General features: G+C 63.7%; 11 protein-coding genes. 9 read left to right on the top strand and 2 right to left on the bottom strand.

The annotated features are described in order from the left end of the window. Positions 1 to 77: 77 nt before the first annotated feature. Complete coding sequence (locus LPA36_RS10730; protein ID WP_228876228.1) at positions 78 to 1,076, bottom strand: sugar ABC transporter substrate-binding protein; 999 nt, start codon at positions 1,074 to 1,076, stop codon at positions 78 to 80. An 865-nt stretch (positions 1,077 to 1,941) separates the two neighbouring features. Between LPA36_RS10730 and LPA36_RS10735 the strand changes: the two genes are divergently transcribed. Further along, the gene (locus LPA36_RS10735) at positions 1,942 to 2,268 is read left to right on the top strand and encodes a hypothetical protein (protein ID WP_228876230.1); all 327 of its coding nucleotides are present in this window, start codon (positions 1,942 to 1,944) and stop codon (positions 2,266 to 2,268) included. A gap of 174 nt (positions 2,269 to 2,442) precedes the next feature. On the opposite strand, the gene LPA36_RS10740 is transcribed toward LPA36_RS10735, so the two are convergent. Then, positions 2,443 to 3,393: a universal stress protein gene (locus tag LPA36_RS10740; RefSeq protein WP_228876231.1), complete on the bottom strand. Its 951-nt coding sequence runs from the start codon at positions 3,391 to 3,393 to the stop codon at positions 2,443 to 2,445. 240 nt (positions 3,394 to 3,633) lie between these two features. Between LPA36_RS10740 and LPA36_RS10745 the strand changes: the two genes are divergently transcribed. The 8 genes from LPA36_RS10745 to ccmB all read left to right on the top strand — a co-directional run bounded on the left by LPA36_RS10745 (position 3,634) and on the right by ccmB (position 12,192). Further along, on the top strand, positions 3,634 to 6,330 hold the full coding sequence (locus LPA36_RS10745) for a LuxR C-terminal-related transcriptional regulator (protein ID WP_228876233.1): 2,697 nt from the start codon (positions 3,634 to 3,636) through the stop codon (positions 6,328 to 6,330). 345 nt (positions 6,331 to 6,675) lie between these two features. Continuing rightward, a complete protein-coding gene (napE, locus tag LPA36_RS10750) occupies positions 6,676 to 6,834 on the top strand; it encodes a periplasmic nitrate reductase, NapE protein (protein WP_228876235.1) in 159 nt (52 codons plus the stop codon). Between the two features lie 72 nt (positions 6,835 to 6,906). Continuing rightward, on the top strand, positions 6,907 to 7,242 hold the full coding sequence (locus LPA36_RS10755) for a chaperone NapD (protein ID WP_228876236.1): 336 nt from the start codon (positions 6,907 to 6,909) through the stop codon (positions 7,240 to 7,242). After that, on the top strand, positions 7,214 to 9,706 hold the full coding sequence (gene napA, locus LPA36_RS10760; RefSeq protein ID WP_228876238.1) for a periplasmic nitrate reductase subunit alpha: 2,493 nt from the start codon (positions 7,214 to 7,216) through the stop codon (positions 9,704 to 9,706). The genes LPA36_RS10755 and napA overlap by 29 nt, the downstream gene beginning before the upstream one ends. A 10-nt stretch (positions 9,707 to 9,716) precedes the next feature. Beyond that, positions 9,717 to 10,211, top strand: coding sequence for a nitrate reductase cytochrome c-type subunit (locus LPA36_RS10765; RefSeq protein ID WP_228876240.1), 495 nt, complete (start codon positions 9,717 to 9,719; stop codon positions 10,209 to 10,211). Positions 10,212 to 10,220: 9 nt separating this feature from the next. Further along, the gene (locus LPA36_RS10770) at positions 10,221 to 10,835 is read left to right on the top strand and encodes a cytochrome c3 family protein (RefSeq protein WP_228876242.1); all 615 of its coding nucleotides are present in this window, start codon (positions 10,221 to 10,223) and stop codon (positions 10,833 to 10,835) included. Positions 10,836 to 10,846: 11 nt separating this feature from the next. Beyond that, positions 10,847 to 11,536, top strand: coding sequence for a cytochrome c biogenesis heme-transporting ATPase CcmA (gene ccmA / locus LPA36_RS10775; RefSeq protein ID WP_228876243.1), 690 nt, complete (start codon positions 10,847 to 10,849; stop codon positions 11,534 to 11,536). After that, positions 11,524 to 12,192, top strand: a complete 669-nt coding sequence (gene ccmB / locus LPA36_RS10780; protein WP_228876259.1) for a heme exporter protein CcmB — start codon at positions 11,524 to 11,526, stop codon at positions 12,190 to 12,192. Before ccmA ends, ccmB begins: the two co-directional genes overlap by 13 nt. Positions 12,193 to 12,196 lie beyond the last annotated feature (4 nt).

Here is a 12,196-nt window from a genome sequence, read left to right on the forward strand (position 1 = left end):
AAACCGCTGGGACCCGCGGGCGCGGGTCCCACTTCTGTACAGACATGGAGTTGCGTACTACGTAAGCTCAGGGCGTGTTACTTGTTGCCCCAGCAATTGTCGAGACCGAACTTCGAGTCCTTGCTCTCGACGCCAGGCATCGCCTTGTCGGTAATCAGCGTGACGCCGGTGTCGTGATAGCCAGTCGCCTTCTTGCCGGTCTTCGCGTAGTCGACGCCTGCGCTCACGCCAAGCGACGCCATCTTGAGCGGGTACTGCTGGGAGGTCGCGGCGATGGCGCCATCTTTCACGTTGCGCACGCCTTCACAGCCACCGTCGATCGAGACGATCATCACGCCCTTTTCCTTGCCGGCGGCCTTGAGCGCGCGATACGCGCCAGCTGCGGCCGGTTCGTTGATCGTATAGACCACATTGATATCGGGCGCCTTCTGCAGGCAGTTTTCCATCGCCGTCTGCCCCTTGCCCTGGTCGCCACGCGTGTCCTGGCTGCAAACGATGGACGGGTCGCCGGCCTTGATGCCCATGCCCTGAATAAAGCCGTTATGGCGAAGCACGCCGACCGACACGCCAGGCGCCAGATCGAGCGTCGCGATCTTTGCGGGTTTGCCAGCGAGCGCGGCCTTGGCGTACTGGCCGATCAGTACGCCAGCCTTGAAGTTGTCGGTGGCGAAGAGGGCGTCCGTTGCATCCTGCGGATCAGTCGGGGTATCGAGCGCAATCACGAGTGCGCCAGCCGCACGCGCCTTCTTGATACTCGGCACGATCGCTTTCGTATCGCTTGGCGTGATCAGGATCGCCTTGGCACCTGCCGTGAGCATGTTTTCGATCGCGGTGACCTGGCTCGCGTTGTCGCCGTCGAACTTGCCCGCGGCCGTGATCAGTTTCGCGCCGTCTTTCTGCGCTTCGGCGTCCGCGCCCTGGCGCATCTTCACGAAGAACGGGTTGGTGTCGGTTTTGGTGATGAGGCCAATGACGGGCTGGTCGGCGGCGTGCGTGACGCCCGCGCACCATACGGCACTGGCGGCGACGCACATCGATACGACACGTTTCACGACGGGATGCTGGCTGGAATTCATGGATCGCTCCTCCGGGTTATTGGCAACGACGTTTCGACTTCTGGTCGATTCAATGACATGCGGGACGCTGCGTGCGTCTCTTTGTATGTTGATCCGGCCTCTCACAGAATCGGGCGCATGGAGAGACTAAATCAATTGCCTTTATTTAGTACAGCAGGTGGGCAGCGAAGTGTCAATGAAGATTGTCGTGGGCGGGTGCTCAAACAGAGGCACACGTAAAGGCGCTGCCGGTATAAGCAGCAAGGCATGGAGGGCGTTGTGCAACGCAATATGGCGGGAGCCTGACGCGGGTAAATCCCTATCTGGACCGATGAAGAAGAAACGGCGGATTGCCGTGGAGACGTCGCGGGTCAGTCAGGTTTCCTGGGAAGTCATCTGCTGACGGGTCAGTGAACTCTGGCAGTTTTGGCAACGGGGTGTGGCGGGCAGCCGTGAAACGCTGCTCGTCAGCACGCGGGCTTGGACGAAGCGACGCGATGGAACGTCAGCCGCTGCGTGAGAAATCGCGTGACCTTCGCTGGCAGAGCTTGTTGACTCCACAACGGCCTGTCTGAACAGGTGACCGGGATGATGGGCGGATTACAGCGGCGACAGGAAAGGGTTCCCCCTGATTTGTCCGGGAAATGGTTGGCCCTAGACTCCACCTACATCGCCACTGCGCCAACCTGTACCGCCACATGTAATGTTTATTGGTTTTTTACCCGCGAAACGCCACCCAATCCGAGGCTTGATGCTCGGCGCGTTTCTACTTGCGTTAGCTGCATCGGCGGCAGGTGAACCCGCCAGACACACGCACGGGAAAAAGCATGTCGCAGCCGCGAAGCAGGTTCAAGCAGCGCCGCCCGCTCCCGCATCGGCCCCCACAATGGCCATTTCAGCCGTTTCAGCCGTTTCCGGGCAGCCAAGGTACCTGAGGCCGTTCGAACTCGATTACGCGACACGTCTCGCGAAATCGTCAGCTGCAACGCCGTCTGTTGCGCCGTCCGAGCCTGACGTGCGTCCCGGCGCGCCGGCCGGCCCGCTAAGCCAGGTCGCACAGGTCGATACCTACGGTTTGCTGTCGTCTTCCGTGCGTCCGCAGCTTCCACCCCTTGTGACCATTGGAGAGTGGAATTTCTCGGCGGCCGCCCATGTTCCGGTCACGCGTGCGCGGGACGCCGGCGCAGCCATCAGCGCAGAGTATGGGTTTTAAGTCCGTCGCCGGGGTCCGTGGATTGATGCGTCAATCTGGTTGACATGTCCATTTGATTGATGACTCGTCCCCGGTTTTGCGTATCGACGTGGGCGTCTTCCCGCCGCATTGCCTCGCGATCGGCTGTTTCGTGCATTCGTATCGCGTGTGGCGTTTGACGCGCCAGACTTTCGTTCAAGCCGGCGGGCGCAGCGACTCACCGGTCGAAGGCGCGGCAAACACGCTAGACAATGCGTTCCAGTCCGCGTCGTGCAGATAGCGTCGCGCAGCGGGTAGCACGACACCCGCCTCGCGCCCCATGTGCTCCCAGGTGAACTGCGCGCACGCGTTCAGCGCATCTTCGAGCTCCACGCCGGCCGTTGCGGACGCCTGATCGCCTGCAACGAGAGCGGCCAGTTCGTGACGCATGTGTGCGACACGTCGATGCTGCCGTTCGAGTTCGTCAAGTTCCGCATCGACGGTCGACGTGCGCTCGCGCAGCCGCGCAAAGAGAGCGGACATCATCGAGTAATGACGTGGCCCCTGCAGCGCGCCAAGGCGCACTACGATTTCGCGCAGCGAAGCCGCATCGTGAGGCTCGCCCGACGCACGCGCCCTCCGTACAGCGTGCAGCGCGGCATGCACAAGCACGGCGATTGCGCGTTGCCCGCCCAGCAGCATGCCGATCGCCCGCGCGACCGAGGCGCGCGGATCGATTGCGCACGTCAGCACCGCGATGCCGAAGCCATCGCTGCCGCCCGTGGAAGCGGCATGGGCCGACGTTCCAGTCAACGGCGCCTGCTGCTGTGGCGTAACGCAGATCAGGTCGCAACCTTGCGCACGCGCGGCGACGGCGAACGATGAAAGCGAGGAAAGCGGCACAGCAGCAGACGTTGCAGACGAGCACGGCACGCCTTGCGCGCGCGCCGCCGCTTCGGCCCGGGCCAGTCGTTCGCTGGCGATATCGGCATCGAAAAGCTGTGCGACGGTGTCAGTTTCCGCGTCGGCGCACGGTGCTGCGCGTCCGTCCGATATTGGGCAGAACGTGATGCGCGCGCCGATCGATTGCGCGAATTCAACGGCCTGGCCCAACGCTTCGACAGACGCATCGGTGCCATCGACGGGAACGAGAAGGTGACGGTACATGAGCTCCCTTGCTCACCGATAAGGCGGAAAGGCTGGACGTTCCGGCGTGCTGGAATGCGACCTCGGTCACGCCTCACGCCCGATGCCTGATGAACCGTATCGTAGTCCGCTGATACGTTGCGTACCCCTCCCGTCAAGGGAGGGCTTGACGCCGGCAAACAATCCGAACCATCCTGTAACGGCATTGTCGGCAAAAGCATCCCGCACCCGCCACCCCAACGTGTCGCTCGACCTCGCCAGATGGCCTCCACCTTGTCCGGCAGCGCATCCGCTGCGACCGAATTCGTCCTGAAGACGATCGCGCCGCGCGCTCCGCTTCATCTGCTGCCGCGCCCGCGTCTGAGCGCGGCGGCACCGCCTTTCGATACCCAGCCGATCGTGCTCGTGCAGGCGCCGGCCGGCTATGGGAAGACGTCGGTGCTCTCGCAATGGCGGCGCGAAAACCTGGCGCGCGGCGTCGCCGTTGCGTGGCTGCTTGTCGACGAGCGCGACGACGCGCAGCGCATCCTCCCCGGCCTCGTGCACGCGATGCGCAGCGCCTGCGCGCGGCCCACTTTCGGCCGTGTGCTGCTCGAAGGCGCGACGCCCGCCGTGCGCGATCTGGAGGGCGCGACGGCCTGGCTTGCCGAAGTGGCGCGGCTGTCGCTCGACATCGTACTGTTCGTCGACGACGCCGACCGGATGCCGGCCGACGGCGCCGAAGTGCTCGCCTACGTGCTCCACAATGCGCCGCCGAACCTGCGGATTGTCGTCGCGGCGCGGCGCGGGCTCGAGGTGGCGTTCGGCGATCTGCTCGCATATGGACAGGCGTTACTGGTCGGTCCCGAGATGCTGCGCTTTCGCCTCGACGAAACAATCGCGCTGATTGGCAACCGCTTTGGGCCGCGCATCGACGCGGACGCCTGCGCGCGGCTCTTCGAAGCCACCGACGGCTGGCCGCTCGGCCTGCAACTCGCACTCGCGGCGATGGCGCACGCGGCGGACCCCAGGCAGACAGTCGATGCGCTCGTGACCGGTCCCGGCAGTGCGCGTGACCAGCTCGTGGGCGCATTGCTGGCGAAGCTGTCACCCGAGGACGAGGCGTTTCTTACCCGCATCAGTCTCGTCGACATGCTGCATCCCGACCTGTGCGAAGCATTGACGGGTGACGCCGGCGCACCTGAGCGGCTGGCGCGGCTCATGCAGCAGACCCCGGTGTTCATCACCTCCGAGGAAGGTCCGTGGTGCCGGCTGCACACGCTCGTGCGCGACGCGCTACGTGAGCGCTTCGCGGCGCTCGATGCCGATGGGCAGACGACGCTCCATACCCGCGCGCTGGAGTGGCTTGTCGGCGAGGGCATGCTGCAGGAGGCGGCGCATCACGCGCTTGCGGCAGGCCAGCATCAGAAGGCTTATGAACTCGCCGACAGCTGGCTGCACGACGCAGTGAAGCAGGGGCATAACGGCGCCGTGCTCGACTGGATCGAGCAGCTGCCTGAGAAAGAACTGGAGCGGCGACCGCGTGTCCGGCTCGCGGCAGCCTGGGTGTTCGCGCTCGGGCAGCGGCATGAGGAAGCGCGCTGGCAGGTCGAGCGCATTCTCGCCGGGCCGGACACCGATACGGAACTGCGTTATGAGTGCGCCCTGATCCTGAGCGCCGCTGCCTACTATGCCGACGAGCCCGATCGCTTTGTCGCGCTGTTCGAGCCATGGGCGGACCAGCCGCCCGCTGGCGCTTCATGGCTTGCGCAGAATCACGCGAACCGCCTGGCGGCGCGCGCGATCCTGCTGGGCGAACCCGCCCAGGCGCGGCGCTTCCAGCAACGCGTGCCGCGCGGCGAAGTGGGCAAGGGGCACGGCTACATATCGCGCTGGGGCGATCATTTCGTTGGCTTGAGCTATCTGTGGGAAGGACAGTTGCGTCTCGCAGAAGAAGTCTCGCTACCCGCATTGACGAGCGCCGAAGCCGATCTTGGCCGGCGCCATCCGCTCACCTGCATGTTCGCGGCGATCTGCGCGGCAATCAGCTACGAGGCCGACCGGATCGACGAAGCCGCGGCGTTGCTCGCGAACCGGCTCGATGTGCTCGAACGCGGCGGCACGCCGGAAACGGTGATGCTGGCGTACTGCACTGCCTCGCGCATCGCTGCCGTGCGTGGCAGCGAGAATCGCGCGCTCGATCTGCTCGAGGCGCTGCACGCGATGGGTGTTGCGAGACGCCTGCCTCGTCTGTGTATCGCGAGCATTGCGGAACAGGTGCGCATCCACGCGAGCCGTTATCGCGCGCAGACGTGCGACGCGCTGGTGCGCAATATCGACGACATCATGACAAGCGACGCCGTGCCGCAGGGGCCGCTGTGGCAACGCTCGGTCGCGTTGCTGCTGGTGCTGGCGCGTGCCCGCGCCGATCTGGCTGCGCGTCGCGACGGCATGGCGCTGCAGGCACTCGCCGACGCGGCAGACCTGGCACAGGCGCAAAAACTCGGGGTGCCGCGGATCGAGTTGATGGCGTTGCGTGCGTTTGTACTCGAGCAGACCGGGCAGGATGGCCGGCCGCTGCTGCATGAGGCGATGAACCTCGCGCAGACGTACGATCTGACGCGCACGCTGGCTGACGCACATCCGGCGCTGGCGGACTGGGCGAGACGCGTGAGCGCCGGGCAGAACGATCCCGCGGCCTCACACGCGATCGCTGAGCCGCGCATTGCACGACCGCCTGCGCCGCGCGGCACAGGCGGCCCGCGCGCGGTTCCGGGTGTGGTGCTGACGCCCAAGGAGCGCGAGATTCTCGAACTGCTCGCGCGCAACCTGTCGAACAAGGAAATCGCCGTAGCCGCAGCGGTTGGCGAGGGCACCGTCAAATGGCATCTGAAGAACCTGTTCGGCAAGCTCGATGCCAGCTCGCGCAAGCATGCGGTGCGCCGCGCATTGATGCTCGGGCTGCTCGAAGAGGGCTGACGCGCGCACGCCAGGTGTGGCGCCGGCCAGCTTTCGATGGGTGTTTTCCATACCCCAGCTTCCCATGCAACAGCTCGATCCTTCCGGCTTCATGCGGGCGCTCCCGTTGAAGCGGCAATCCATTTTGCATAAGGATCACGGCGTGATAGATTTCACGCGTGCTCCCGATGACAAAACCGGATTGTTCATTGAGAGTGCGGTGCAGCAACGCGATACGCGAGAGCGATTGCGGTCATATCAAATTCACAGTCATTTCAATTAATAGCCTTGACGAATGAAGTACCGGCGACAACAATCAGTGATACCTATCATCAAAATCGCGTAATCCCTACATACGCCAAAGCCATGATCGACGCTAAAGAAGGCCTTCGCAAAACCGAGGAACTTCGCAGCTTCCTGTTTCTGACGGCCGTCATGGTGCCCGTATTAACCGTGATGTTTATTGCTGCATATGGGTTCGTCGTCTGGTTCTATCAGATTCTGGTCGGCGGTCCACCGCATTAACAGCCGCTCCTGCAAAGTCTCCGTGCAGTTTTATTCGCTGGTTAATTAAAACGTTGTGCCGGGAGTCCTCAGATGGCTTCACACGCGCAAAAGCGGGTGACAAACGTTGTCGACGGTCCGCAAGCCCACATTGCCGGCATCGTCGTGCACGCGGATATCAGACAGATAGAGGCCATCCGGCACGCCGTTTCGATACTTCCCGGCGCCGAAATTCACGCAGTCAGTCCCGCCGGGAAACTGGTGGTCACACTGGAAGCGCAGGAGTCGGAAGACATCATCGCGCAACTGAACGCGATTCACGCGTTGCCGGGCGTCTATTCCGCGTCGCTCATATACCAGCACCACGAAGATGTCGAATCTCTCGATGAGGAGACAGGCGATGAAACTGACGCGCCGGGCATTCATTAAGCAAACCGCCGCGGCCACGGCCGCCTCCGCCGCCGGTATTACGCTGCCGGGTCTGGAAGCGCAGGCGGCGGGCGCGGGCGGCAACGATCTGACCTGGTCGAAAGCGCCGTGCCGCTTCTGCGGCACCGGCTGCGGTGTCATTGTTGGTGTGAAGGCCGGCAAGGTCGTCGCGACGCAGGGCGATCCGCAGGCGGAAGTCAATCGCGGCCTGAATTGCGTCAAGGGCTACTTCCTCTCGAAGATCATGTACGGGGGAGACCGCCTGAATGCGCCGCTCCTGCGCATGAAGGACGGCAAATACGACAAGAACGGCGAATTTACAGAAGTGTCGTGGGATCAGGCGTTCGACGTGATGGCGCAGCAGTTCAGGCAGGTGTTGAAGGCAAAAGGTCCGACGGCAATCGGCATGTTCGGCTCGGGCCAGTGGACTGTGTTCGAAGGATACGCGGCGGTCAAGCTGATGAAGGCGGGCTTTCGCAGCAACAACATCGATCCGAACGCGCGGCACTGCATGGCCTCTGCGGTGACCGGTTTCATGCGCTCGTTCGGCATGGACGAGCCGATGGGCTGCTACGACGACATCGAGCAGGCCGACGCCTTCGTGCTGTGGGGGTCGAACATGGCGGAGATGCACCCGGTGCTATGGACGCGGGTGACGGATCGCAAGCTGAGCGTACCGAAGACCAAAGTGGCCGTGCTGTCGGTGTTCGAGCATCGCTCTTTCGATCTTGCGGATATGCAGATGGTCTTCGCGCCGCAATCCGATCTCGCGATCATGAACTACATCGCGAACTACATCATCAAGACAAATCGCGTGAACCGTGACTTCGTGACGAAGCACACGGTGTTCAAGGAAGGCAATACCGACATCGGCTACGGACTGCGGCCGGACAATCCGCTACAGAAGAACGCGAAGAACGCCGGCGATGCGAACGGTTCGAAGCCGATGGACTTCGACGCCTTCGCGAAGTTCGTGTCGAAATACGACGCGGCCTATGTGACGAAACTCTCGGGCATCTCGAAGGTCAAGCTGGACCAGCTTGCCGAGCTGTACGCCGATCCCAATATCAAGGTCGTCTCGTTCTGGACGATGGGTTTCAACCAGCACACGCGCGGCACGTGGGCCAACAACATGGTCTACAACCTGCACCTGCTGACGGGCAAGATTTCCACACCGGGCAACAGTCCGTTCTCGTTGACGGGTCAACCGTCCGCCTGCGGCACGGCGCGCGAAGTGGGCACCTTCTCGCACCGCCTGCCGGCCGACATGCTGGTGGCCAACCCCGAGCACCGCAAGCATGCCGAGGAAATCTGGAAGATTCCGCCGGGTACGATTCCCGACAAGCCGGGCTATCACGCCGTGCTCCAGAATCGCATGCTGAAGGACAGCAAGCTCAACGCGTACTGGGTGATGGTCAACAACAACATGCAGGCCGCGGCGAACATGATGCAGGAAACGCTGCCCGGCTATCGCAACCCCGATAACTTCATCGTCGTCTCCGATGTATATCCGACTGCCACTGCGGTCGCCGCCGATCTCATCCTGCCGTCGGCGATGTGGGTCGAGAAGGAGGGCGCGTATGGCAACGCGGAGCGTCGCACGCAGTTCTGGCATCAGCTTGTGCCGCCGCCCGAGGGCGCGCGCTCGGACCTGTGGCAGATCGTCGAGTTTTCGAAGCGCTTCACGGTCGATGAGGTGTGGCCGGCGGACCTGATCGCAAAGAAGCCGGAACTGAAGGGCAAGACGCTCTATGACGTGCTGTTTCGCAACGGTCAGGTGGATAAATTTCCCGCGTCGCAGATCGATACGGCCTGGCGCAACGACGAAGCCAAAGCATGCGGCTTCTACATCCAGAAGGGCCTCTTCGAGGAATACGCTTCGTTTGGCCGGGGCCACGGCCACGACCTTGCTCCGTTCGACGACTATCACAAGGCGCGCGGACTACGCTGGCCGGTCGTCAATGGCAAGGAAACGCTCTGGCGCTACAAGGAAGGCTCCGATCCCTACGTGAAGGCGGGCACGGGCTGGGAGTTCTACGGCAACAAGGACGGCCGCGCCGTGATCTGGGCGCTGCCATACGAGCCGCCGCCCGAAATGCCGGACAAGGAATACCCGTTCTGGCTGTCGACGGGGCGCGTGCTCGAACACTGGCACTCGGGGTCGATGACGCGGCGTGTGCCGGAGCTGTATCGCGCGTTTCCGAACGCCGTCTGCTTCATGCATCCGGACGACGCGAAGGCGCTCGGACTCAGCCGCGGCGTCGAAGTGAAGGTCATGTCGCGACGCGGCTACATCCGCACGCGGGTGGAGACGCGCGGACGGGACAAGCCGCCACGCGGGCTGGTGTTCGTGCCGTGGTTCGACTCGAGCCAGTTGATCAACAAGGTGACGCTCGACGCGACCGATCCGATCTCGTTCCAGACAGACTACAAGAAGTGCGCGGTGAAGATCGTCAGGGTCTAGGGGAGATGTCATGCGCCAGTGGATCGTACTTGCCGCCCTCTGTGGTCTTTTGAGCCCGTTCGGCGCCTCCGCACAGCCGGCGGTGCCCGACGTGCCGTTTCACGACAGCCTGCGCGGCACCACGCCGCTCGACGAGGAAACAAAGCCGCCCCTGATTTACCCGACTGAGAACAAGGATGTGATCCGTGGCCGTGCCTATGCGCAGCAGCCGCCGACGATCCCTCACAAGATCGACGGCTATCAGGTCGACAAGAACGCGAACCGCTGTCTCGCCTGTCACGCACGCAGCCGTGCGGCGGAGAGCGGCGCCGTGCCCATCGGCGTCACGCACTACACCGATCGCGCGGGCGCGACGCTCGGCAGCCTCGCCCCGCGCCGCTATTTCTGCACGCAGTGCCATGTTCCGCAAGCCGATACGAAACCGCTTGTGAGCAACACGTTCACGGACGTCGAGGATATCCGGCTGGCACCCGGCTCGAAACCGGCTTCGAGCCACAAGAACTAGGGGTGCGCGATGCTCGACCTGGTGAAGCGCTACTGGCGCACGATCAACCGGCCAAGCGCGTATTTCAGCCTCGGCTTTCTCACGCTGGGCGGCTTCGTCGCGGGCGTGGTGTTCTGGGGCGCGTTCAACACGGCGCTCGAATTCACCAGCACCGAAGCGTTCTGTACGGGCTGCCACGAGATGCGCGACAACACGTTTGCCGAGTTGAAGAGCACCATCCACTACACCAACCGCAGCGGTGTGCGCGCGAAATGCTCGGATTGTCACGTGCCCCACAACTGGACCGACAAGATCGCGAGAAAGATGCAGGCTTCGAAGGAGGTGTGGGCGAAAGTCTTCGGCTCAGTCGACACGCGCGAGAAGTTCCTCGACAAGCGGCTCGAACTTGCCGAGCACGAGTGGACGCGCATGAAGGCAAACGACTCGCTGGAATGCCGCAACTGCCACTCGTTTGAGTCGATGGATTTCACGCGTCAGAGCGTACGGGCCCAGAACGCGCATCAGACCTACCTCGCCACAGGAGAGAAAACCTGCATCGATTGCCACAAGGGCATCGCGCATCAGTTGCCGGACATGACACAGGCGATGCGCGACGAACAGGCACGACAGGCGAAGGGAAAGTGAGGCGGGCGGCCATGCGCGCAACGAGCAGACCTGAAGGCGAAGCAGTGCCCGCGCTGCTCTCGGTCGCGTCGCTCGCGTTTTGCCGTGGCGGGGAGACGGTCTTCAGCGACGTCAGTTTCGAAGCGGATGCGGGAGAGGTGCTGCAGATTCACGGCGCCAACGGCAGCGGCAAGACCACGCTCCTGCGGCTGCTGGCAGGGCTCCTGCGCCCGGCTGCCGGCACGATAAGCTGGCATGGCGCCGATACGCGCAGGCAGCCTGAAACATGGCGCCGCACGCTCGCGTATGTCGGCCACGCGAATGCGGTGAGCCGTGACCTGACGGTAATCGAGAACCTGCGCTTCGCGGCGCGCCTCGGTGCGGCGAGCGCGCATGATGCGAGCGCCGCCTGCCCGGAACGGGAGGCGCTCGGTCGACTCGGGCTCGCAGGCTGCGAAAATCGCCTTGCGGGTGCGCTCTCGCAGGGGCAGCAAAGGCGCATTGCGATGGCCCGCCTGTTGATTGACCGCAAGCTCCTGTGGCTGCTCGACGAGCCGGCTGCCGCGCTCGATGCAGAATCGACGCGGCTTATCGGCGCGTGCATCGGAGAGCATGTGGAGCACGGCGGCATTGCGGTCATGACGACGCACCGGCCAATCGAGACGGCGCCGGATGCGACGCGCTACTTCTGCTTCGAGCGGACCGCGTCATGCTTGATCTGATGGCGTGCGTCATGCGTCGGGAACTCGCGCTCACCTGGCGGCGCCGCACCGACGCGCTCGGTTGCCTGCTCTTCTTTGTCATCGCGACGAGCCTCTTTCCGATCGCGGTCGGCTCGGATCCAGCGCTCCTGCATGCCATGGCGCCCGGCGTGCTGTGGGTCACGGCACTCTTCGCGACGATGCTCTCGCTCACGCGGCTCTTCTCGCAGGATTTCGACGACGGTTCGCTCGACCAGATGCTGCTCACGCCGCAGTCGCTCTTCGCTGTGGTCTACGCGAAAATCGCGGCGCACTGGCTGACGAGCGGCTTCGCGCTCGTGCTGCTCACGCCCGTGATCGCGCTGCAGTACGACCTCGCGGCGGATGCCGTTCTGCTTCTCACTGCGTCACTTCTGGTCGGCACACCGGTGCTGAGCCTGATCGGATCGATTGGCGCCGCATTGACGATCGGCGTGCGCGGCGGCGGCGTGCTGCTCGCGGTGCTTGTGCTGCCGCTCGAACTGCCGGTGCTGATCTTCGGCGTCGGTGCGGCAGACCCCGTGCGCGCGGGCGCGTGGAGCGAGGCCAATTTCTCGCTGCTGGGCGCAGGGCTGATCGTTGCGCTGCTGCTGTGTCCAGCTGCGACCGCCGCGGCATTGCGGATCTCGGCGGAATGAACGC

It is taken from the genome of Paraburkholderia saeva, from assembly GCF_907164555.1.
Classification (GTDB): Bacteria; Pseudomonadota; Gammaproteobacteria; order Burkholderiales; family Burkholderiaceae; genus Paraburkholderia; species Paraburkholderia saeva.